This is a genomic window from Mesorhizobium sp. P171375, from assembly GCF_057786075.1.
Genome location: NZ_JBYNWF010000001.1, coordinates 5,147,252 through 5,169,065, shown reverse-complemented (window position 1 = coordinate 5,169,065; position 21,814 = coordinate 5,147,252). Strand labels below are relative to the sequence as shown.

Sequence of the window (21,814 nt, the reverse complement as noted above, 5' to 3'; positions counted from 1 at the left end):
TCAGGGCGTGGGCTCATACACCAATTAGCTGGCGTAGTGGGTTTGCCGGATCGGCCAGCAGCTTGATCGCCAGCGCCAGGCAGATGATCACCAGCAGCGGCTTGATCAGCCTTGCGCCGATGCGGATGGCAAGGCTGGCGCCGAGACGCGCGCCAAGGAACTGGGCGACGCCCATCATCAGCCCGATCTTCCAATAGATGACGCCGGCGACGGCAAAGACGATGAAGCCGCCGATGTTGGAGGCAAAATTGAGCAGCTTGGTGTGCGCCGTCGCCTTCAGCACGCCAAAGCCGGCGAGGCTGACGAAGGCGAGCATGTAGAACGAGCCGGCTCCCGGTCCGAACAGGCCGTCATAGAAGCCGACTAAAGGGGCGATGATCAGCCCGAACAGGAAGGGAGACAGGCGCTCAGAGCGGTCGACATCGTTCATGTTGGGTTTCACCGCGAAGTAGAGCGCAATGGCGATCAACAGTAGCGGCAGCAACGCCCGCAAGAGATCGCCGGGCACGAAGGCCGCCAGCAAAGCGCCGACAGCACTGCCGGCAAGGGCGAGAATCGCGGACGGCAGCTGGCGCCGGAGATCGACATGGCCATTCATGGCGTAGTGGATGGTCGCCGAAGCGGTGCCGAAGATGCCCTGCAGTTTGTTGGTTCCAAGTGCTGCGACCGGCGGGAAACCGGCAAGCAGCAGGGCAGGGATGGTGATCAGGCCGCCGCCACCGGCAATCGAATCGACAAAGCCGGCGGCAAAGGCGGCGAAGGCCAGCATGATGACGGTCTGGGTGGCGAGGTCGAACATCGGGATTTTCTGGGTATTCCGGCGGGAAAAGAGATGCCGCGCCTTCGATCATGGCGACCTGGTTTGCGCAAGGCCGAATCCGCGCACCTCTATCCAGGCACGTTGCGCTTGGATTTCCTGTAGTGCATGTCATTATCCCAAAGCCGCTGCGCACTTTTGGGTCATAGGCACCGGGCGGACTAGCAAAAGGGGACGTTGTTGGCGATGGCATTGCTCGATCAGATACGCTCGATCTTCGATGGCGACCCCGGCGTGCGCAAGGTGGCCGACGACCCTGTGCTGTCGGCGGAACTGCTGATGTTGTTTCGCATGATCCTGGCCGACGGCTCGGTGTCGGAGAGCGAGATGGTCGCCTTCCGGCGCATCTGCAAGGAGGCCTTCGGCATCCCGGAAACCAGCATCGACGCGGTCATCGAATACCTCAACGAGTTCGGCTACGAGACCAACGGCTCGCAGGCCATCGCGCTGTTTCGCGATCTCGATGTCGAGCGGCGCAAGCTGCTGGCACGCCACATGGCGGAGATCGCCAAGGCCGATTCAAAACTGGCCGGGAGCGAGGTGCGGCTGCTGCGCCGCACGCTCGACCTGCTCGACATCAGCCCGGTCGATGTGGTGAAGCCGGAAGAGTGAAGCCGGAAGAGTAAGGCAGACCTGCCTGCTCACCCCTGTTCCTGCATGCGCCGTGCGATCGCCCGGTGCAGGTCGGGAGCAGCCGCCACCAGCGCCTTTGCCGCCTCCGACTGGGGATGGTCGAGCACATCACTAGTCTTGCCGCGCTCGACGATCCTGCCGTCATGCATCACCAGCACCTCGTCGGTGATGGCGCGGGCGACGGTCAGATCGTGGGTGATGAAGAGATAGGCGATGCCGAGCTTCTGGTTGAGCTCGGCGAACAGATCGAGGATCTGGGCGCGGATCGAGACGTCGAGTGCCGAGACCGGCTCGTCGGCGACCACCAATTTCGGGCGTGTGATGATGGCGCGGGCGATCGACAGGCGCTGGCGCTGGCCGCCGGAAAATTCATGCGGATATTTGTCCATGTCGCTGGCGCCGAGGCCGACTTCGTGCAGTGCATGCGCCACCATCTCGCGGCGCTCGGCAGGCGTCGGCCTTTTCTCCAGCACATGCAGCGGCTCGGCCACCAGTTTCTCGACCTTCTGGCGCGGGTCGAAGGAACCGTAAGGGTCCTGGAACACCACCTGCATGTCGCGCCGCGCTGGCTTCAGCTCCGCCTCGCTCCTGCCGGTGATGGTTTTGCCGCGAAAGCGGATCGTTCCCGAGGTGGATTTGTCGAGCGCCAGGATCATGCGGGCCAGCGTGGACTTGCCGCAGCCGGAGCGTCCGACCAGCGCCACCGATTGACCGGGCGCCAACGACAGGGAGACGTCATCGACAGCGCGGATTGGCGTCGGGCGTTGGAACAGGGAGGTGCGCCGGCCGGAATAATCCCGCGTCACGCCTTCGACCTCAAGCAGTGGCTTGGCCGATCCCGCGGCATGGGTTTTGGCGCGCGCCGGCACATGCATCGAGGCCAGTGCCAGCTGGCGCGTGTAGGGATGCAGCTGTTCCGACAGGGTGCGTGCGGTGTCGCCGGCCTCCATCACTTCGCCATGGCGCAGGATGGTGATGCGGTCGGCCATCTCTGTCACCACGGCGAGGTCGTGCGAGATCAACAGCAGGCCCATGCGGCTTTCGCTGACAAGGCCGCGCAACAGGTCGAGGATCTGCGCCTGCAGGACGACGTCGAGCGCCGTCGTCGGCTCGTCGGCGATCAACAGTTTTGGCTTCAGCGCGCAAGCGATGGCGATGACGACGCGCTGGCGCTGGCCGCCCGACAGTTCGTGCGGATAGCGCGACAGCGGGAATTTCGCTTCGGGCAGGCCGACGCGGTCGAGTATTTTGCGCGCCCGGTCCTCAGCTTCGGCTCGGCTTGCCTTGGTGTGCCAGCGTATGCCTTCGGCGACTTGCTCGCCGATGGTTTTTACCGGATTGAGCGCCGTCATCGGCTCCTGGAAGACCATGCCGATGTCGTCGCCGCGCAGTGCGCACATTTGGTCCTCGGCGGCCGCAAGGATGTCGATGCCGTCGAAAGAGACGCGGCCGCTAGCGCGCGCGGCGTGCGGCAGAAGCTGCATGATGGTCAGCGCCGTCATCGATTTGCCGGAGCCGGATTCTCCGACCAGCCCCATCACCTCACCGGGCGCGACTGAGAGCTCCACCCCCTTCAGGATCGGCGTGTCGCCGATCGCCAGCGACAGGTTTTCGATCTCCAGCAGGCTCATCGCTGCCGCCGCGATTTCGGGTCGAGTATGTCGGCAATGCCATCGCCCAGCAGGTTGAGGCCGAGCACGGTGATGACGATGGCCATGCCCGGGAAAATCGCCATCCATGGCGCCACCACCATGCGCGTCTGGGCGTCGAACAGCATGCGGCCCCAGCTCGGCATTGGCGGCTGTGCGCCGAGGCCGACATAAGACAACCCGGCTTCGGCGAGGATGCCGAGCGCGAACTGGATGGTGCCTTGCACCAGAAGCAGCGTGGCGATGTTGGGCAGCACGTGTTCGATGCTGATCTGGGTCTTGCTCTTGCCGGCAGCACGCGCGGCGAGGATGAATTCGCGCGGCCAGATCGCCAGCGCGCCGGCGCGGGCGACGCGGGCAAACACCGGAATGTTGAAGATGCCGATGGCGATGATGGCGTTGATCGCGCCCGGCCCGAAGATGGCGGTGATCATGATCGCCGACAGCAGCGCCGGGAAGGCGAAGACGAGATCGTTCAGCCGCATCAGCGCCTCGTCGACAAATCCGCCGCGCGCCGCGGCAAAGGTGCCGAGCGGCACGCCGACGCCCATGCCGATGCCGACCGCGACCAGTGCCACGGCAATCGAATTGCGGGCGCCGACCATGATCATCGACAAGATATCGCGGCCGAAATGATCGGTGCCGAACCAGTGCGCCGAAGAGGGCGCGAGCGTCTTGTCCGAGATCACCAGCTTGGTCACGTCGTAAGGCGTCCAGACGTAAGAGACGAGCGCCATTGCCACCACCAGCACAGTGATGGCGAAGCCGATGAGGAAGGAGCGGTTGCGGAATGCCTTGGCCAGGATGCTGCCAAACGTCTCCTCTGGGATGTCGATGTGCAGCGTCATTGCCGGCCTCGAAGGCGGGGGTCGACGATGGCGTAGGAGACATCGACGACGAGGTTGACTGCAATGACGGCGACGACCAGCAGCATGACGATGCTTTCGACGACAATCAGGTCGCGCTGGGTGATTGCCTGGAACACCAGCCGGCCGAGGCCGGGGAGATAAAAGACGTTTTCGATGATGATGGTGCCGGCGAGCAGGAAGGCGAATTGCAGGCCCAAAATGGTCAGCACAGGGATCATCGCATTGCGCAGCGCGTGCCGCCACAGCACAGCGCGGTAGGGCAGGCCCTTGGCGCGAGCGGTGCGAATATAGTCCTCGTTCAGCACTTCGATCAGCGCCGAGCGGGCGACGCGAGCCAGGATCGCCGCCTGCGGCAGAGCGAGTGCTACGGCCGGCAGCAGCAGCGATTTCAGCGCCGGCCAGACACCGGCACCCCAGCCGGGAAAGCCACCGGCCGGCACTAGCCGCAGCCAGACGGCAAAGAGGTAGATCAGCATCAGCGCGAACCAGAAGTTCGGCACGGCAACGCCGAGTTGGGCCGCGCCCATGGCGATGGTGTCACCGGCCCGGCCGCGCCGGCTGGCGGAATAAAGCCCGACCGGAATGGCAATGATGGTCGACAGCGCCAGCGCGATCAGCGCCAGCGGCAGGGAAACCGCCATGCGTTCGCGCACAAGGTCGATGACCGGCACCGAATAGGTGTAGGAGCGGCCGAAATCGAGGCTGAGCAGGCCGCCCACCCAGTGGAGGTAGCGATAGGCCAGTGGCGCGTTGAGCCCCATCTGGTTGCGCAGCAGCTCGACCTGCTCGGCGCTGGCGTTGAGGCCAAGCATCAACCGTGCCGGATCGCCGGGCAGGATTTCGAGCACGGCGAATACCACCATCGAGGCCAGGATCAAGGTCGCGATGGCGATGGCGAGGCGTTTGAGGAGGTAGGCGGTCAATCCGTCCACTTCACCTTGGTCAGGTCATTCGCCTGGCTCGGCGCGTTCTCCCACAAGCCTTGCAGCTTGGCATCCCAGACGCCGACCTTCGGCAGTTCGTAGAGGAAGCCGACCACGGCATCGTCGGCCAGGATCTTCTGCGCTTCGCCGAGCAGCGTGTTGCGCTTGGCGTCGTCGGAGGTGAGGTTCAGCTCGGCGATGATCTTGTCGAAGGCCGGATTGTCGTAGTTGAAGTAATAATCCTTGCGCGAATAGATATCGATGTCGTTGGGCTCGGTGTGGGAGACGATGGTCAGGTCGTAATCCTTCTTGGTGAACACCTGATCCAGCCACTGCGCCCATTCGACCGGAATGATCTCCAGATCGATGCCGACATCGCGCAGTTGCGAGGCGATGATCTCGCCACCGAGGCGGGCATAGGAGGGCGGAGGCAGTTTCAGCGTCGCCTTGAAGCCGTTCTCAAACCCGGCCTGCTTCAACAGTTCCTTCGCCTTGTCGACATTGTGCGGATAGAGGCCGGTGAGGTCGACATAGGCCTTGCTGGCGGGCGACATGTGCGAGCCTATCGGCACGCCGAGGCCGGCCGAGGCGCCGTCGATGATCGCCTTGCGGTCGAGCGCGAAGGCAATCGCCTGCCGCACCTCGAGCTTGTCGAAAGGCGGCTTCTTGTTGTTGATCGCCAGAATGGTTTCGCCCTCGGTCGAGCCGATCACCACCTTGAAACGCGGGTCATCCTTGACCTGCGCGACGCTGTCGGGATCGAAAAAGGGGAAGGCCTGGATGTCGCCAGAAAGCAGCGCCGGCACGGCAGCCGCGGCATCGGGAACGATGCGGAACTCGGCCTTGTCGAGAGATACCGGAGCGCCCCAGTAATTGTCCGATTTGACCAGCGTGATCGACGAGCCCTTGGCCCAGCTCTGGAACTTGAACGGGCCGGTGCCGATCGGCTTTTCCTTGTTGCTGTCGGCGCTTTCCGGCGCCACGATCACCGCGTCGCCCCAGCCCATATTGTAGAGGAACGACCCTTGCGGGTTCTTCAGCGTGACCTTGACCGTCGCCGGATCGACGACATCGACCGTGTCGATGGCCGCGAACAGGCCCTTTTGCGCGTTGACGGAATTGTCGGCGCGGGCGCGGTCGAGCGAGAATTTCACGTCGCTGGCGTCGAAATCGGTGCCGTCATGGAATTTGACGCCGGTGTGCAGCTTGAAGGTGTAAACCTTGCCGTCGTCCGAGATAGCCCAGCTTTCGGCGAGGTCGGGTAGGACTTCGCCGTTCGGGCCGATGCGGGTCAGGCCCTCGAAGACGTTGGCGTAGAGCACCTCGTCGATCGCCGCGGCGGCACCTGCGGTCGGATCGAGATGCGGCGGTTCGAGCGGAATGCCGATCACGAGGTCGGTGCGCGCGGCAAATGCCTGGCTGCCGGCGGCCAGCGCCAACACCGCCGCGGCAAGAATGGTTTTCCACAATTTCATCGTGCAACTCCCAAATGCTCGAACCCTGGTGTGATAGAAGCGTGATTTCGAGGTGGAGTAAATTGCGTTTCGTGCTCTGCGGCGGCGCCGGGAGGAATGTTTTTTCGGCTGATGTCGACGGATCAGCCAGTAGCCGTTCCTCTGAGCAGCACATTGAGCCCGATCGCCATTACTTTGGCCGACTCCACCATGTCCGATATGCCGACCCATTCGTCGGGCCGGTGGGCGAGATCGAGAATGCCCGGACCATAGGCGATGCAATCGTAGAGGTGGCCAATGCGGGCAATGTGCTTCTGGTCGTAAGTGCCTGGCGAAATAATATAATCCGGCTCGCGGTCGAAGATCGCCATGATGCCTTGCGCCACCGCCTTGACCACCGGCGCATCGCGCTCGGTCATCAGCGGCAGAACCTCCATCAGGTCGCGGATTTCGTAGTCGAACTTTTTGCGCTCGCGCTTAAGCCGGTCGAGGATATCGGTCACTTCGCTTTTGACCGTGGCAAGGTCCTCCTCGAGCAGGAAGCGGCGGTCGATGGTCAGCCGGCAGGCATCCGGCACGTTGGGCGAGGGCAGGCCCGGGCGGAAATCCTCGGTCTGGCCGCCATGGATCGAATTGATGTTCATGGTCGAGCGCTTTGCCCCTTCAGGGACGACAGGCATGCGCGTCACCTTGCGGTCGAGCGCCGGAAACAGCTCGTCCTCGAAGGCCTGCAGCACGGCGCCCATATGGCGCACCGCATTGTCGCCGAGGAACGGCATCGAGCCATGCGCGATCTCGCCCTTGGTCTCGATCTCCGCCCACCAGACACCGCGATGGCCAAGGCAGATGCGGTCCTTGTTCAGCGGCTCGGGAATGATGACGTGATCGACCTTGGGTTTCGAGAAATAGCCAAGTTTCGCCAGGTGAGCGACGCCGCCGAAGCCGCCTGACTCCTCGTCGACGGTGCCCGAGATTTCGATGGCGCCGGGAAAATCGGGGAAAACCTCCATGAACGCTTCGGCCGCGATGATCGAGGCGGCAAGGCCGCCCTTCATGTCGCAGGCGCCGCGGCCGTAGACCCTGCCGTCCTTCACCACGCCGGCGAAGGGATCGACGCTCCAGCCTTCGCCGGCTTCGACGACATCGATATGCGAGTTGAAATGGACGCAGGCGCCGGGCGAGCGGCCGTCGAAGCGGGCGACGACATTGACGCGCGGATAGCGGTCGGTATCGCCGGGCGTGCCCTCGGCGCGGATGAATTCGGTTTCGAAGCCGCGCTTGCTTAGCCGGGCAGCAATATATTCCGCGCAGGGGCGATAGGCTTCACCCGGCGGGTTGATGGTCGGGAAGCGGATCAGGTCGGCGGTAAGCTGGACCAGTTCATCCGAACGGTCGTCGATCGCTTTGAAGAGTCGTTCGTTCATCAGCGGAGTTGAGCAACGAACGGGTGGTTTTTGCAAGTGTCACGCCGCTAGCGCCGAAACTACGTGTTGCAGCGGCAACCATAGCGGGAAAATCGTTCAAATTCGCTGCTTTAGATTGGCCATTTTATCAAGGAGTGTGTGTTAGTTCATTCACCTGCCGTTAAAAAGATGAAAAATCGCGTGATGGCAGAGCAGGCAAGGGCATCAAAGGGGTTTGATCTCATGACTAAAATCGTTCTCATGGCAGCAGCTTTTGCTGCGATGCTGTTCGGCACGTCTATCGAAAGCCGGGCTGCTTCGCTGGTCGCCAGCATCGACGTCTCATCGCAGACCATGACCGTCAGCCAATATGGCCAGGTGCTTTACCGGTGGAACGTCTCCACCGCGCGCAGCGGCTATTTCACACCGCGCGGCACCTATCGGCCACAGCGGACGGCACGGATGTGGTATTCGAAAAAGTACCACATGTCGCCAATGCCTTATTCGGTGTTCTTCCATGGCGGCTACGCCATCCACGGCACCAATGCGGTGAGGCAGCTCGGGCGCCCGGCCTCGCATGGCTGCGTGCGGCTGCATACGGCCAATGCCGCGGCCTTCTATTCGATGGTGCGGGAAGTCGGCTTCGGCAACACCCGGATCGTGGTTACGAACTGACGACCTAAGATTGACGCTGCCGCTGGCCGGCAGCGTCCTTGGACTGTCCGCGCCGGCGGCGACGCCGGCCCGAGATTCCCCACCTCTTGTGGAACCACATCCACTGTCCCGGGTCCTCGCGAACCCAGCGCTCGACGACGTCTGCGAGCAGTTGCGTGGTGGCTGGGACGTCGACACTGCCGCTCTCATTGCGCGGTAGAGTGAGCTTGTCTTCGATCTCGAGCCGGAAGCGATTGCCGGGCAGCCTGACGCAGCGCGCCGGATAGACATCGCAATCATAGTGGCGGGCGAGCATGCCCAGAACCGGATTGCTCTGGCACGGGCGGCCGAAGAAGGTCGTCTCCAGCCCGCTGGAGAATTTCTGGTCGACCAGAACGCCGATATTGCCGCCATTCTCGAGAATGGACGCCAGCGCGAAGGAGGCGCCGGTGGAGGAGGGCAGCAGAGCGCCCATGCTCGAACGGCGGGTCGAGTGGATGTAGTCGGCGAGGTACGGGTTGTTGGGCGGGCGAAACAGCGCCGTGATCTTCATGCCGAAGGTGGCGGCCGCCACAGGCAAAAGCTCGAAATTGCCGAGATGGCCGGTGAACAGGATGTGCGGCTTCTGCTCGGTGGCGATGTGCTTGAAGTGATCGGCGCCACCGACTTCGACGCGCCCGGGCGTCGTCGCGTTCGGGTCATAGTCGAACAGCGCATCGAGGAAGATGTATTCAGTGGCGAGGCGGGCCATGTTGCCCCACATGTCGGAGGCGATGGCTTCGATCTCGGCGTCGCTCTTGTCGGGGTAGGCGAGACGCAGATTGTTGACAGCGACGCGGTGGCGTCCGACCCGCGGGCCGATGCGGCGGGCGGCGCGGTCGGCGAAATTGAGCGCGCTGTCGGCCGGCAGCAGACGCATCAGCGAGATGATCGTCATCGCCGCACGCGCCACCAGCCAGTGCTCCATCTGGCGCAGTCTTCGGCCATAGCGGAACATGAAGTCCCGACGGGCTTTCTTGAACACCTTGCCGACCATTGTCCTAGGAGACGCGCAGGATGATCTTGCCGAACACGTCGCGGCCTTCCATGCGCTTCAGCGCGGCGTCGATCCCATCGAAGTCGACTTCGGTGTCGATGACCGGGGCGACCTGACCCGCCGCCATCTTCTGCATGGCGTTGGCCATGTTCTCCATGCGGCAGCCGAAAGAGCCGAGCAGCTTCAGCTGCTGCTGGAAGAGCTGCATCAGATTGATCTGCGTCGACACGCCCGAGGTCGAGCCGCAGGTGACCAGGCGGCCGCCGCGCTTCAGGCACAGCATCGAGGCGGCAAAGGTGTCGGCGCCGACATGTTCGAAGACGACATCGACGCCCTTCTTCTTGGTCAGCTTGCGCACAACGCCCTCGAAACGGTCGTCGCGGTAGTTGATGACATGATCGGCGCCGAGCGCCTTGGCCTTGTCGATCTTGTCGTTCGAGCCGACCGTGGTGATGATGGTGCAGCCCATGCGCTTGGCCAGCTGGATCGCCGCCGAGCCGATGCCGGAACCGCCGGCATGGACGAGGATCGTCTCGCCCGGCTGCAGCTTCGCATTGTCGAACAGCATGTGCTCGACCGTGCCGAAGGTGACGGGCGCGACCGCCGCTCCGACATCGGTCACGCCGGGCGGGGCAGGGACCAGCAGCCGCGCCGGCAGGTTGATCTTCTCCTGGGCAAAACCGTCGAGATGGAAGCCGTGCACGCCCGATACATGTTCGCAGAGATTGTCGCGGCCTTCGCGACAGGCACGGCAGAGGCCGCAGGTGCGGGCGCCATAGATCGACACCAATTGCCCGGGCAGCAGGCTGGAAACGCCGGGACCGACGGCCTCGACTTCGCCGGAGGCTTCGGCGCCGACGACCAGCGGCAGCTTGCGCTTGGCAAAGGCCATGCCGCGCCAGCCCCAGACGTCGATGTGGTTCAGCGCAACCGCCTTGATGCGCAGCGTGACCTCACCCAGTGCGGGCGGCGGCGGGGGCGGCAGGTCCACCGTTTCAAGACGGCGGTCCTCGATAAGTTGCAGTGCGCGCATAAGGCCTGTCGGTTCTGTTTGAGCGGAAAGCGCTCGCTTAGACCGGTTCCCGCGCCATGACAAGGCAGGTGTTCTGGCCGCCAAAGCCGAAGGAGTTCGACAGAACGCTGCGAACCTCGGCATTGCGCTTCTTGTTCGGCACCACGTCGAGCACGATTGCCGGGTCGGGATTGTCGTAGTTGATGGTCGGCGGAATGACGCTTTCGCGCATGGTCATCAGCGAAAACGCGGCCTCGACGGCACCGGCTGCCGACAGCGTGTGGCCGATCATCGACTTGTTCGACGAGATCGGCATCGAGCCGATCCGCTCGCCGAACACCGTCGACAGCGACAGATGCTCCATCTTGTCGTTTTCCGGCGTGGAGGTGCCGTGGGCGTTGACATAGTCGATCTCGTCCTCGCTCAAACCGGCGTCGGCCAGAGCGGCGCGTACCGCCGCAATCGCCGGCGAACCATCGGGCTTGGAGCGGGTGCGGTGGAAATCGTCGGCCTTTTCGCCGCAGCCACGCAGGATGCCGAGGACGCTGGCGCCACGGGCAAGGGCAGCCTCAAGCGATTCCAGCACCAGCGCGCCGGAGCCTTCGGCCAGCACAAAGCCGTCGCGGTCCTTGGAGAAGGGTTTTGAGGCCTTTTCCGGGATGTCGTTGTGGGTCGACAGCGCCGACAGCAGCGAGAAACGGATCAGCGCCTCGGCGGTTGCAGAGCCATCGGCGCCGATCGACAGTGCCCGGTCGCATTCGCCGCGGCGGATTGCCTCGACGCCCAGCTGGATGGCGGTGGCGCCCGACGCGCAGGCGGTCGACAGCGTTATCGGCAGGCCGCGCGTGCCAAACCGGTCAGCCAGCCGGTCGGCGATGGAGCCGAACTGTGTTGTTTCGAATATGTCCAATTCCTTCAGGCCGCGCGCGACCCTGAGCAGCCTCTCGGCGCCGGCGTCCTTGTTGTCGGAATTGTAGAGCGAGAAGCGATCATGCCAGTCGAGCTCGACCGGCGGCGAGGCAAGGAAGAGCGGCCCGCCGAAATCAGAGGAATCGAGGCCGGATTCGGCCACGGCCTCATTCGCTGCGGTTTCGGCCAGCTCGTAAGTCAGCAGGCTGGCGCCCTTAGAGCTCGAATCGAGGAAGTCGACCATGCCGGAGATGCGGGTGTTGAGGTGGTCGACGGGAAAGCGAGTGATCGGGTGGATGCCCGACTTGCCGGAGGTCAACGCCGCCCAATTGTCTGCCTTGCCGACGCCGAGCGAGGTCACCACGCCGATGCCGGTGACGGCGACGATCGGCCTGCCCATATGATCTCTGAGATTGGCCATCCGGAACCTCTTAACTTTGCAGCATGATCGCGCAGCGCCGCCTTAGGCGGCGTTGACCAGCGCCATGCCCTCGAATTGGTGATAGCCGATCGCCGTTGCAAGCGCGGTTTGCGGAATGCCTTCGAACGGCTTCTCGGTCGCGGCGTCGAAAACGGGGTAGGCGGCCTTGCGGTCAACAGCCAGTGCGGCGAGCGCCACAGCGAACGGAAACTGCGCTTCCTTCATATGCCCGGTCAGCGTCGCGAAACCGCGCGCCGATATCGCCGGATTGGCATCGAGCGCAGCCTTCTCGGCTGATGTTGCCGTATGCGCGCCGGAAGCGCCGGATATGGCAAGCAGCTTACCGTTCGGGAGTGCTGCCTGTTTGAGCAAGGCCGCGATCTCGGCGTCGAGTTCGCCGCGCGAGCGCCGGGCGCGGCCGGAGACGACGGGTCCGAGCTCGGCATAGATCTTGCGGCCACGGCTTGTCGCGTGTTCGCGCTGTTCCAGCACCAGGAAGGCGCCGCCGGAGCCGGAGACCACGCCGCCACCCTCGGCACCCTGTCTTTGCCAGACCGGCTTCCACGGGCCGCGATGCAGATAGCCGGCCAGTTCATAGCCGAGCAGCATGTCGGAATGTTCGGTCTGGAAGGCGCCGCCGACCAGAATATGCGTCGACTGTCCCGAGCGGATACGCGCGGCAGCCGTCTCGACGGCGGCGACACCGGCACCTTCCTCGCCCATGAAGGTCCTCGACGATCCGGTCACCTTGTGGACGATGGAGATGTTGCCGGCGAGCAGATTGGAAAGCTGCGCCAGGAAGAGCGTCGGCCGCAATTCGGTGGTCAGCTTCTCGTTCAGCAGCACGTCGCGGTCGTTGCGGCTTTCGGAAGCGGCGAGGATGGCGGCATCGACCGCCTCGTCGCGCTCGCCGCCGCCGGCGGCGACAACCATGTCCATGGTCGTGCAGAGCTCGTCATTGCCCTTGATGCCGGCATCGTCCAGCGCCAGGCCGGCGGCATAGGTGCCGAGCCGCTGCCAGGTTTCCATCTGCCGCTGGTCGCCGCGCTTGGCGATCTGCAGGTTCCAGTCGATCTCGGGCAGCGGATGCACGGTATAGGGTGCAAAGCGCGCGGCTTCGAGCACCGGCTGCAGGCCTGGCCGCGCCAGCTTCTGCCAGTGGGCGTCAGGGCCTTCTCCCAGCGAAGAGACAAGGCCAATGCCAGTGATGACGACGTCGCGGGGGCTGTTCATGAGCGGCTTTGTGGGTCAGGCGGCGCAGCCCGTCAAGGCCGCGCGCTTGCCCGATATCAGGCGTTCTTGGCGGCGACCAGCGCGTCGATCTTGGCGCACAGGTTCTTCATGACGAAGTAATCGTCGGTCGAGGCCTTGCCGTCATTGACTTCCTGGGTCCACTTTTCCAGCGGCACCTTGATGCCGAATTCCTTGTCGATGGCAAAGACGATGTCGAGGAAATCGAGGCTGTCGATGCCGAGATCGTCGATCGTGTGGCTCTCCGGGGTGATGGTGTCGATATCGATCTCGCTGGTGTCGGCAATGATCTTGGCGACTTTGTCGAACGTGGTGGACAAGGGCTCTTCCTTCGGTTGCGGGCGGAATCTGTCCGCATCTGGTTTGGGCGCTGTCTAATCGGTTTTTCCCGGCAGGAAAAGGCCTGATGCGCCGGGCGCAGATGGGGAGGGGTCTCAAGAAGCGCAAGAAGGGCCGCCGGCTGACCCGGCGGCCCTTTCCCTTTGACGTAACGTCAGCTCAGCTCTCGCGCAGCTTGACGATGTCGTTGAGCAGTCCGCCCGTTCCGTTGTGGACGGTCAGCCGCTCGACCTTGCCGGCGATGGTTTCCAGAGCCTCAAGCTCCTTCAACCGCAGCATTACCGGGTTCTCGGCCATCACCCTGGCTGTGTTGAGGAGCGAACGCGTGGCGTTCGTCTCTTCGCGGCGGCGGATGACGTTGGCCTCGGCCTGCTTTTCGGCCGAAACCACCTGGTTGAGGATTTCGCGCATCTCGCCCGGCAGGATCACATCCTTGAGCGAGATATCGCTGACCTCGACGCCGATCGCGGCCATGTCGGCACGGACCTTGGCCGCCGCCTCCTCGTCGACCGTCACCTTCTTTTCGAGGATCTGGTCGAGCGTCAGCGCGCCAAGCGTCTTGCGGAAGGCGTACTGCAGGGCGCGGTAGAGGGCTTCGGAGAAGTCCTTCACCATGCTCATCGCCTTGACCGGGTCGACGACCTGGTATTCGGCGGCGATGTTGACCCGGATCGTTACCCGATCCTTGGTCAGCACTTCCTGCCCGGCGACATCGAGCGACTGGCGCTTGAGGTCGACGACCTTCACCTGCACCATGCGTCCGACATTCCAGAACGCATGCACGCCCGCCGACAACGTGCGCACCAGTACACCGTCGACGAACAGCAGTCCGGCCTGGCCATCGACGACCGGATGGACGGACATCAATTCCGTCTTCCTGCTTTGGCCGAGCCGGCGCATCAGCGCCGGATCGATGGCAAGATCGACTGCGGTGTCGACCAGCGTCACCTTCCACGGGCCGGCATCCGTCCACAGCACCAGCTTGCGGTCCGGCGCCAGCGCAGCATGCAGATTGCCGTCACGCTCGATGACGGCGACCTCCGTGCGTCCGGTGCGAACCACGGTCAAATGACGCGCGGCCACATCCGGGAGCTTGTCGAACAACGCCTTCTCGTACGCCGAAACGAATTCCGGGTTCTTCAGATCGTGCCTGGACACTTCAAGGTTGCCGCGCCGGTTGGCGAGCGAATGCTCACCCGGCAGCAGGACAGCCTTGATCTCCCCCTTGTAGAGGGTGAGGGCACGTTCGTTTTCCCTTACGAGGACGCGCTCGCGTCCAAGAACCTTGTCGAGAATAGTCGTCATTGTCTTACTCCTGTCGGGCATGGCCCCATGCGAGGCGTCACGTCATGCGTCGATCTTCCCTTCGTTTCTCGTTTCACTTCGTCGTTCCCGGCACGAATGATCCGGGGACCGGTGGCGTCAATCCGTGGCGGGCCTTCGGGAGCGGATCGCGAGGCAGCGAAGCGGGCGCCGGAGGCCGAAGCCTCCATTACCGGCGACACTGCGCCTTGACCATCACCGCGGGCCTGGCCGCAAGTCGATGGCGTCAGACCGTTCGAACCGGCCTTGGCCCGTGGGCTTCGGCGGCTCGTCGGGTCTTCAGCATTCCGGTCCCCGGACCGTTTTTTCCGATAACACCGTGAAAGGGTGGTGGCCTGTCAGCCATTGGAGAAGGATTCGAACCTTCGACCGTCAGATTATGAGTCTGATGCTCTACCCAAACTGAGCTATCCGTGGTGCAGACAGCAGGATTCGAACCTGCGACCTCCGGACCCAAATCCGGCGCTCTCCCCCTGAGCTACATCCGCGATCCCAATCCCCAAAGCGGCGCCGTATACAGGGCGGCAAAGCCGCCTGCACGGGCGGAGACGAAAGCTCCAACCGTTGTGCTCGCTTCGGTTTTCGTGACCGGGAGCGCGCCTATAGACCCTGCGACGGGTTGTCGCAAGTGGCATTGTGGCGGCGAATTTACGGCTTCTTTCGGCGGTGGTATTTCGGCAACAGTGCGCGGGATGGCGGCCTTGTCAGAAAGTGACGCGGCCGAGCACGCGCAGGCCGTCACCTTGCGGCTCGACCACCACCGCTTCGCCTTCGCGCGGCGAGACGCCGGTCAGCGCGACGATGTTTTCGAGATGGGTGACCATGACCAGATTGTCGGAGCCGGAATAGGCACGGATCTCCTTCATGACCGCGTCGAGCTGCGCGGCCTTCTCGGTCGGATCGCTCTTCAGGAGATCGAGCGGTGCAAAAAGCTCCGGCTCTGCTTCGAAGGCGATGCGGGCGGTGTCGAGGCAGCGGCAGTAGCGGCTGGACAGCACGCGCTCCACGGGGGCGGAACGAGCGCCGAACAAGGCGCCAATCTTATTTGCTTGCTGCTTGCCGCGTGCCGACAGATTGACCTGTGTCGCACAGTTTCCGATGTCGAAATTGGCGGGGTCGGTGGTCCCGGTGACCAGCGCATGGCGAAGCAGCACGACACGGCCGCCGTCGCGCAGCAATGCCCAGCCGGCGTCCGTTGCATGGGCGACAGCGGGAACGGCAAGCAGGAACAGCGCCAGTAAAAATCGAATCATCTGTTACCTTCCGAGAGCCGGATGTCGGTCCCGGTCATTCGCATATAGGGATCGGAAAGCCGGCACAAAGACAAGCGAAAGGCGGGCGCTCCGTCCGCAACTTCACTTTTTCGCCATCTGCTTCTTCGCCAGATCGATCTTCTGGTCGGTGAGCGGGATGGGGATCGTATAGCCGGCTTCAGTAAAGCCCTGCTTGGCGTTCTCGAAGAATTCGATCGCCTTGAGATATTCCGGCTTGCCTGCGCCGTAGCTGGCGCGGTTCCAGTGGACGTCGCCGATATTGTTCTGTTCGAAGGCCCACTGCAGTGGCTGGGTTTCACGCGTAAACACCTTCAGCGCCGCCGTGAACGCCGCTTCGGCGTCGTTGAGATATTTGTCGGTCCGCTGGAGATTGCCGAGATTGAGCAGGCTCATACCGATGCCATTTTGAGCATTGGCCCAGTCAACCGGTGCTGCCTCGAGGGTGAGTATTTCGAGCGCTGCCCGCCGCGCCGCAATCGAATCCTGCAGGGTCTTGGGATCGGCATTGCTCATGCTCAACCAGTGCAGCGTCGAGCCCAGGCCGGCCTGGGCCAGTGCCCATTGCTGCGGGTTGGTCTCGCGCTTGTACTCGCGCAACGCATTGCCGTAGGCGTCGACTGCATCGCTATAGTGTTCGGGCTTGTCGGCCACGCCGCCCAGCAGCTGCAGCGTGTTGCCGAGATTGTAGTAGCTCATGGCCCAGTCCTGCGGGAACTTCCGCCTGACATAGACCTGCCGCGCCGCCTGGAAGGCTGCCGCCGACTGTTCCAGCTTGGCCGCATCACGCGTGCGCTGGCCGAGCGTCTGGTAGATCGAGCCGAGATTGTTCTGCGCCGAGGCCCAGTCCATCGGGAAGCGCTGGCGGGTGAACACAGTCAGCGCGTCATCATAGGCGGAAGCTGCTTCCTCAAGCGTAGCCGTGCCCATGTCGAAGCGGGCAACACCGCTCAGTGCATTTCCGAGATTGAGACGACTGGTGGCCCAGGACACCGGAAAGGTTTCCCGGGTTCGCACTTCCAGCGCGGCGCGGAAAGCGTCGGCCGCCTCATTGATCTTGGCCTTGTCGTTGAGCTGGATGCCAAGTGTGACCAGCGTGTTGCCGAGATTGTTCTCGACCATCGCCCATTCCACCGGCGTTTTGGCGCGTGTGTACTCCTCGAGCGCCAGCCGGTAAGCGGCTTCGGCCTGCTTCAGATGCTCGCCGACGGGTTCGCGTTCGGAGAGTGCATAGAGGGCGAGGCCAAGATTGTTGTGCGAAGATGCCCAGTCCAAGGGCAGCTTGTTGCGCGGGCGCTTCTCCAGCGTGGCGCGCATTGCTGCCACCGCATCGTTCAGGCGCTTGGGGTCGCTTTCGCGTTCCCCTATCTTCAGCAGCACATTGGCCAGGTTGTTCTGCGCAGCGGCCCAGTTGCGATCATCTTCCTCGCGCTCGAAGACGACAAGCGAATCGCGAAAGATCTGCGCCGCTTCTTCCAGATGCGCGGTCTCGGTTTCGCGTTCGCCGATGGTTTGCAGCACGACCGCCATATTGTTGCGAGTGATTGCCCAATCGCGGTTCTGTTCACCGTTGGGGATGAAGTTCAGAATGACATGATAGGCCTCGATGGATTGTTGCAGGGCATCGAGGTCGCCCGTGGCGTAGCCATAAGCGTTCAGCGCCTCGGCCTCCTGGTTCTTGTAGTTCCAGCGCAGCTTGTCGTCCCACTTCTCGACCAGCGAGAACGCCTTGGCATAGTCGTTGGCGGCGGATTTGTAGTCGAAGACCAGTGCGGCGGCGTCGGCGCGTTTGGCATAGATGGCGGCGTCGGCGATGCGCTTTTGCCTGACCAGATCCTCGGCCTCGTCGACCGCACCGCTGTTTTGCTCAACCCGGCCGACCGCGTCATCGAGGAATTTGCGCGCCGTCACCATGGCGCCCTGGTTGATGGCTTTGTCGGCGGACGCGACCAGGCGGCTGATCTCGGGATCGTCGGTGCGCAGCGCCGCGCGCTCGGCCATCATCTTCTTCAGGCGCTCGGCCTGGCCGTCCAGCACCTTCTGAAGGTCGTTCGGGTCCTCCGGGATCTTTTCCGTGCCGAGCGCCTTGAGCACGCCGTAGAGCGCGTCGAGCGGCACGCCGTCCTTGAGCGAGGCCAGTTCCACCTGCGCCCGCTTGGGGTCAGGCAGGTCGGAGATGGTCAAAAGCAATTGCCGCCGCTCACCAGTGATCAGCCCATCATCGCCGGTCGGCTCCGGCGGCGCGACACCGAAATAGAGCAGACGGCGCAGGCTCTCGCTGACCCAGGGGCGCTGCTTTGCCTTGGTGTCGAGATAGACCTCTTCGGTCACCATGCGCATGACCGAGCCGAATTCCGTACCCTTCATCGCCGTTAGGTGACGCAGAAGCGCCGCCGCATAGGGGCTGTTTTGGCCTACGGCGCCATCGAGCGCCGGGCGGCCCGGCTCCGCGGCAAAGCCGACCACCGTGCCGAGGCTGGCATCCTCCGCCGTTGCATTGCCGAGCGCCTTGGCGCCACGCACCGGTTCCAGCCCGCCGGCGCCGATGGGCTCGGCGGAAGCCGTCGGCGCCAGGCGTACGACCGCATCGGCCGGAAACGGATTGGTGCGGCAGGCGTCGAGCAGCACGATCGTCACCGGCACGGTCTTCTTCAACTCGTCCATGACGGCCGAAATCGGCACCAGCGCCTCACCGGCATTTTTCAGCGAGGAGACGTCGGCGTCGACCGGCACCAGATAGTTCTCGCCGCCGGCCTCGATGCCATGGCCGGAATAGTAGATGAAGGCGACGTCGGCGCCTTCGGCATCCTCGGTAAACCGCTCCAGGTCGCGCTTCAGCTTGGCGGCATCCCGATCGGTGACGTTGCGGGCATCGAAACCGAGGTCGGTCAGCATCTTGGCCATGTCGCGGGCATCGTTGGCCGGATTGGCCAGGGACGCGATATGGTCGTACTTCGACTGGCCGATGATCAGCGCCACGCCCTTGAGGCTTTCGGTCTCAGTGGCCTGAGCCACCGATACGGCAAGGCAAAGCAGCACGGCGACGAAAGCCGCCAGCCGCCGGACAAGATTGCCTTTCGAGGTGCCGACAAAGGCCATTTGTCGTGTCGTCCGCCCAATGATCCAAACCCTCTATAAGCCTGCCAGCCGACGATGATCAAATTCGGGCGCGATTGCGCCGCGAGCATGGCTCGCTTATCCCTCTGGAAATGTCGCCGCTTACCGAAACCGTCCTCTTCGTCTTCAGCCTTGTCGCGCTCGGATATGTCGCCGGGTGGACCGGCTATCTCCGGCCGGCGAGCGGCGAGGGCATCTCCGAATTCGCCATCAACGTGGCGATGCCGCTGCTGCTGTTCCAGACGATGGTGCGGTCCGACTTCCATGGTGTCGCGCCATGGCCGCTATGGGGCGCTTACTTCGCGGCCGTCGCCATCACCTGGGCCGCCGGCCATCTGGTCACCACCCGTGTCTTCGGCAGGGATTCTCGTGCCGGTGTCGTTGGCGGCGTGTCGTCGGCGTTTTCCAATGTCGTGCTGCTCGGCGTGCCCTTTATCCTCGGCATATTCGGTGCGGATGGCTTCGAGGTGCTGTCTCTGCTGGTCTCCGTGCATCTGCCGACCATGCTGATGGCCTCGATCGTGCTGTTCGAAGTGTTCGGCCGCGGCAGCGGCGAACCCGTGCATCCTTTGCGCGTTATCCGTAGCTTCCTCAGGCGGCTGTTCATGAATCCGTTGATCATCGGGATTCTGGCGGGGCTCGCATGGCGCATCACCGGTGCACCGCTGCCTGATGTCGCCATGCGCCTGGTCGATGCGCTGGCCGCTACGGCAGGGCCGGTGGCGCTGTTCGCCATGGGGCTCAGCCTGCGCCGCTTCGGCATTTCGGGCAATGTCCGGCCGGCGCTGGTGCTTTCGGCGCTGAAACTGTTCCTGATGCCGGCGCTGGTGCTTGTCTTCGTCTGGTTGCTCGGCCTGCCGCCCTTGACGGCCAAGGTGGCGGTGATGGTGGCCGCGATGCCATCCGGCGTCAATTCCTACCTGATCGCCGTGCAGTTCAACACCGGCCAGGCGCTGGCGTCGAACCAGATGACCATCGCCACGGCCTGTGCCGTTCTCACCACCACCTTCTGGCTGACGGTGGTGGTTCACGTCTTCGGCTAGGGCCTACATGACAACTTGCATGCGGCCCTCGTCTTGTGCTGGCCCAACCCCTATATGCCATCTTGCGATTGCTTGCGGGGCTTGCCCTAGGTTAAGAGCAGTGGCTTCAGCGTGCCGGCTCCGCAGCCTTTGCGCACGCTCATCGAAGAGATCCAGAAACCGGCCCGTCAGTGCGCCGAACGGAGGCTAGACCATGCTTCAGAAAACCAGCCATTTCATGCGCCAGGCCAATCTCATCAATGGCGAATGGGTGCAGGCCGATAGCGGCCAGACGGTCGACGTCAACAACCCGGCCACCGGCCTCAAGATCGGCACCGTGCCGAAGTCGGGCAAGGCGGAAACCCGCCGCGCCATCGAAGCCGCCGCCGAAGCCTTCAAGAGCTGGCGCAAGACCACCGCGCTCGAACGCTCGAAGCTCTTGCGCAAGCTGCATGACGCGATGATGGACAATCAGGACGTGCTGGCCGAACTGCTCACCATCGAGCAGGGCAAGTCGCTGGCCGAATCCAAGGGCGAGATCGGCTCGGCCGCCGCCTACATCATGTGGTTCGCCGAGGAAGGCCGCCGCACTTACGGCGATGTCGTGCCGTCGCCGTGGGGCGACCGCCGCATCCTGGTGACCAAGGAGCCGGTCGGCGTCATCGCCGCCATCACGCCGTGGAATTTCCCGTCCTCGATGCTTGCCCGCAAGCTCGGCCCCGCACTTGCCGCCGGCTGCACCGCCGTCGTCAAGCCGGCCTCGCAGACGCCTTACTCGGGTCTCGCCTGGGGCGCGCTTGCCGAGGAAGTCGGCTTCCCCAAGGGCGTCGTCAACATCCTGACCGGCTCGGCCGCCGAGATCGGCGATGAGATCTGCGCCAACCCGCTGATATCGAAAATCACCTTCACCGGCTCGACCGAGATCGGCAAGCTTCTGATCCAGAAGTCGTCGGTCACCGTCAAGAAAGTGTCGATGGAACTCGGCGGCAACGCGCCGTTCCTGGTGTTCGACGACGCCGACCTCGATCGTGCCGTCGCCGGCGCCATCACGGCGAAGTACCGCAATTCCGGGCAGACCTGCGTTTGCACCAACCGCTTCCTGGTTCAGGCCGGCATTTACGACAAGTTTGTCGAGAAGCTGGTCGTCGCCAGCAATGGCCTGAAGGTCGGCTCCGGCCTCGAAGAGGGCGTGCAGCAGGGGCCGCTGATCGATGTGAAGGCGGTGGAGAAGGTCGAGGAATTCATCACCGACGCCACGTCCAAGGGCGGCAAGGTCGTTGCCGGCGGCAAGCGCCACGCGCTTGGCGGCTCGTTCTTCCAGCCGACCGTCATCGCCAATGCCAAGCCTGACATGCGCTTCATGAAGGAAGAGATCTTTGGCCCGATCGCCCCGGTGTTCAAGTTCGAGACCGAGGAAGAGGCCATCGCGCTCGCCAACGACACCGAGTTCGGCCTTGCCGCCTATTTCTATACGGGCGATCTCGGCCGCGCCTTCCGCGTCATGGAAGGCCTGAAATACGGCATGGTCGGCGTCAATGAAGGCCTGATCACCACGCCGGAAGCGCCGTTCGGCGGCGTCAAGGAATCGGGCCTCGGCAAGGAAGGCGGACATCAGGGCATCGAGGATTATCTCGACACCAAATATGTCTGCATTGGCGGCCTCGGCCTCTAAATCACTGGCGGGCAGGGCTGGCCGCGCGCCTGCCCTTGC

18 protein-coding genes and 2 tRNA genes are annotated in these 21,814 nt (G+C 63.6%); 4 read left to right on the top strand and 16 right to left on the bottom strand.

The window, feature by feature from the left end:
- Positions 1-13 precede the first annotated feature (13 nt).
- Entirely contained in the window at positions 14-799 is a 786-nt protein-coding gene (locus ACYHH6_RS25225; RefSeq protein WP_352588037.1) for a TSUP family transporter, read from the bottom strand.
- 198 nt (positions 800-997) lie between these two features.
- On the opposite strand from ACYHH6_RS25225, the gene ACYHH6_RS25220 reads away from it, so the two are divergent.
- Complete coding sequence (locus ACYHH6_RS25220; RefSeq protein ID WP_352588040.1) at positions 998-1,429, top strand: TerB family tellurite resistance protein; 432 nt, start codon at positions 998-1,000, stop codon at positions 1,427-1,429.
- A gap of 29 nt (positions 1,430-1,458) precedes the next feature.
- Here the strand turns inward: ACYHH6_RS25220 and ACYHH6_RS25215 are convergent, their stop codons facing one another.
- The 5 genes from ACYHH6_RS25215 to ACYHH6_RS25195 form a co-directional block, all read right to left on the bottom strand.
- Positions 1,459-3,081 (bottom strand): ABC transporter ATP-binding protein, encoded by a 1,623-nt coding sequence (locus ACYHH6_RS25215; RefSeq protein WP_352588043.1) that lies wholly within the window; start codon positions 3,079-3,081, stop codon positions 1,459-1,461.
- Positions 3,078-3,947 carry an ABC transporter permease gene (locus ACYHH6_RS25210; protein ID WP_192257462.1) on the bottom strand — a complete coding sequence of 290 codons (870 nt, stop codon included), beginning with the start codon at positions 3,945-3,947 and terminating at the stop codon, positions 3,078-3,080. Before ACYHH6_RS25210 ends, ACYHH6_RS25215 begins: the two co-directional genes overlap by 4 nt.
- On the bottom strand, positions 3,944-4,891 hold the full coding sequence (locus tag ACYHH6_RS25205; protein ID WP_112565321.1) for an ABC transporter permease: 948 nt from the start codon (positions 4,889-4,891) through the stop codon (positions 3,944-3,946). The genes ACYHH6_RS25210 and ACYHH6_RS25205 overlap by 4 nt, the downstream gene beginning before the upstream one ends.
- On the bottom strand, positions 4,888-6,366 hold the full coding sequence (locus ACYHH6_RS25200; RefSeq protein WP_352588047.1) for an ABC transporter substrate-binding protein: 1,479 nt from the start codon (positions 6,364-6,366) through the stop codon (positions 4,888-4,890). The genes ACYHH6_RS25205 and ACYHH6_RS25200 overlap by 4 nt, the downstream gene beginning before the upstream one ends.
- Before the next feature lie 122 nt (positions 6,367-6,488).
- Positions 6,489-7,769, bottom strand: coding sequence for an acetylornithine deacetylase/succinyl-diaminopimelate desuccinylase family protein (locus tag ACYHH6_RS25195; protein ID WP_352588050.1), 1,281 nt, complete (start codon positions 7,767-7,769; stop codon positions 6,489-6,491).
- A gap of 222 nt (positions 7,770-7,991) precedes the next feature.
- On the opposite strand from ACYHH6_RS25195, the gene ACYHH6_RS25190 reads away from it, so the two are divergent.
- Complete coding sequence (locus tag ACYHH6_RS25190; RefSeq protein WP_112565327.1) at positions 7,992-8,423, top strand: L,D-transpeptidase; 432 nt, start codon at positions 7,992-7,994, stop codon at positions 8,421-8,423.
- A gap of 4 nt (positions 8,424-8,427) precedes the next feature.
- Here the strand turns inward: ACYHH6_RS25190 and ACYHH6_RS25185 are convergent, their stop codons facing one another.
- The 10 genes from ACYHH6_RS25185 to ACYHH6_RS25140 all read right to left on the bottom strand — a co-directional run bounded on the left by ACYHH6_RS25185 (position 8,428) and on the right by ACYHH6_RS25140 (position 19,063).
- Complete coding sequence (locus tag ACYHH6_RS25185; RefSeq protein ID WP_352588054.1) at positions 8,428-9,438, bottom strand: lipid A biosynthesis lauroyl acyltransferase; 1,011 nt, start codon at positions 9,436-9,438, stop codon at positions 8,428-8,430.
- 4 nt (positions 9,439-9,442) lie between these two features.
- Complete coding sequence (locus ACYHH6_RS25180) at positions 9,443-10,471, bottom strand: zinc-binding dehydrogenase (RefSeq protein ID WP_352588057.1); 1,029 nt, start codon at positions 10,469-10,471, stop codon at positions 9,443-9,445.
- A gap of 37 nt (positions 10,472-10,508) precedes the next feature.
- The gene (locus ACYHH6_RS25175; protein WP_352588060.1) at positions 10,509-11,780 is read right to left on the bottom strand and encodes a beta-ketoacyl-ACP synthase; all 1,272 of its coding nucleotides are present in this window, start codon (positions 11,778-11,780) and stop codon (positions 10,509-10,511) included.
- Positions 11,781-11,822: 42 nt separating this feature from the next.
- On the bottom strand, positions 11,823-13,013 hold the full coding sequence (locus ACYHH6_RS25170) for a beta-ketoacyl-ACP synthase (protein ID WP_352588063.1): 1,191 nt from the start codon (positions 13,011-13,013) through the stop codon (positions 11,823-11,825).
- Between the two features lie 56 nt (positions 13,014-13,069).
- The gene (locus ACYHH6_RS25165; protein ID WP_006335407.1) at positions 13,070-13,351 is read right to left on the bottom strand and encodes an acyl carrier protein; all 282 of its coding nucleotides are present in this window, start codon (positions 13,349-13,351) and stop codon (positions 13,070-13,072) included.
- 178 nt (positions 13,352-13,529) lie between these two features.
- Entirely contained in the window at positions 13,530-14,675 is a 1,146-nt protein-coding gene (locus tag ACYHH6_RS25160; protein WP_352588066.1) for a slipin family protein, read from the bottom strand.
- A 364-nt stretch (positions 14,676-15,039) separates the two neighbouring features.
- A tRNA-Met gene (locus ACYHH6_RS25155) sits at positions 15,040-15,106 on the bottom strand.
- Between the two features lies 1 nt (position 15,107).
- Positions 15,108-15,181: transfer RNA gene (locus tag ACYHH6_RS25150), tRNA-OTHER, on the bottom strand.
- A gap of 216 nt (positions 15,182-15,397) precedes the next feature.
- Entirely contained in the window at positions 15,398-15,946 is a 549-nt protein-coding gene (locus tag ACYHH6_RS25145) for a histidine phosphatase family protein (protein WP_352588069.1), read from the bottom strand.
- A gap of 102 nt (positions 15,947-16,048) precedes the next feature.
- Positions 16,049-19,063, bottom strand: a complete 3,015-nt coding sequence (locus tag ACYHH6_RS25140; RefSeq protein ID WP_352588072.1) for a caspase family protein — start codon at positions 19,061-19,063, stop codon at positions 16,049-16,051.
- A 110-nt stretch (positions 19,064-19,173) separates the two neighbouring features.
- Between ACYHH6_RS25140 and ACYHH6_RS25135 the strand changes: the two genes are divergently transcribed.
- Both ACYHH6_RS25135 and ACYHH6_RS25130 read left to right on the top strand, forming a co-directional pair.
- Positions 19,174-20,124 carry an AEC family transporter gene (locus ACYHH6_RS25135; RefSeq protein ID WP_352588075.1) on the top strand — a complete coding sequence of 317 codons (951 nt, stop codon included), beginning with the start codon at positions 19,174-19,176 and terminating at the stop codon, positions 20,122-20,124.
- A 193-nt stretch (positions 20,125-20,317) separates the two neighbouring features.
- Positions 20,318-21,775 (top strand): NAD-dependent succinate-semialdehyde dehydrogenase, encoded by a 1,458-nt coding sequence (locus ACYHH6_RS25130; RefSeq protein WP_352588078.1) that lies wholly within the window; start codon positions 20,318-20,320, stop codon positions 21,773-21,775.
- Positions 21,776-21,814: the final 39 nt, after the last annotated feature.

Coding starts and splice junctions, on each gene's coding strand:
- ACYHH6_RS25225 (WP_352588037.1), bottom strand. CDS start 799: ATGTTCGACCTCGCCACCCAGACCGTCATCATGCTGGCCTTCGCCGCC.
- ACYHH6_RS25215 (WP_352588043.1), bottom strand. CDS start 3,081: ATGAGCCTGCTGGAGATCGAAAACCTGTCGCTGGCGATCGGCGACACG.
- ACYHH6_RS25210 (WP_192257462.1), bottom strand. CDS start 3,947: ATGACGCTGCACATCGACATCCCAGAGGAGACGTTTGGCAGCATCCTG.
- ACYHH6_RS25200 (WP_352588047.1), bottom strand. CDS start 6,366: ATGAAATTGTGGAAAACCATTCTTGCCGCGGCGGTGTTGGCGCTGGCC.
- ACYHH6_RS25195 (WP_352588050.1), bottom strand. CDS start 7,769: ATGAACGAACGACTCTTCAAAGCGATCGACGACCGTTCGGATGAACTG.
- ACYHH6_RS25190 (WP_112565327.1), top strand. CDS start 7,992: ATGACTAAAATCGTTCTCATGGCAGCAGCTTTTGCTGCGATGCTGTTC.
- ACYHH6_RS25185 (WP_352588054.1), bottom strand. CDS start 9,438: ATGGTCGGCAAGGTGTTCAAGAAAGCCCGTCGGGACTTCATGTTCCGC.
- ACYHH6_RS25180 (WP_352588057.1), bottom strand. CDS start 10,471: ATGCGCGCACTGCAACTTATCGAGGACCGCCGTCTTGAAACGGTGGAC.
- ACYHH6_RS25175 (WP_352588060.1), bottom strand. CDS start 11,780: ATGGCCAATCTCAGAGATCATATGGGCAGGCCGATCGTCGCCGTCACC.
- ACYHH6_RS25170 (WP_352588063.1), bottom strand. CDS start 13,013: ATGAACAGCCCCCGCGACGTCGTCATCACTGGCATTGGCCTTGTCTCT.
- ACYHH6_RS25160 (WP_352588066.1), bottom strand. CDS start 14,675: ATGACGACTATTCTCGACAAGGTTCTTGGACGCGAGCGCGTCCTCGTA.
- ACYHH6_RS25145 (WP_352588069.1), bottom strand. CDS start 15,946: ATGATTCGATTTTTACTGGCGCTGTTCCTGCTTGCCGTTCCCGCTGTC.
- ACYHH6_RS25140 (WP_352588072.1), bottom strand. CDS start 19,063: ATGGCCTTTGTCGGCACCTCGAAAGGCAATCTTGTCCGGCGGCTGGCG.
- ACYHH6_RS25135 (WP_352588075.1), top strand. CDS start 19,174: ATGTCGCCGCTTACCGAAACCGTCCTCTTCGTCTTCAGCCTTGTCGCG.
- ACYHH6_RS25130 (WP_352588078.1), top strand. CDS start 20,318: ATGCTTCAGAAAACCAGCCATTTCATGCGCCAGGCCAATCTCATCAAT.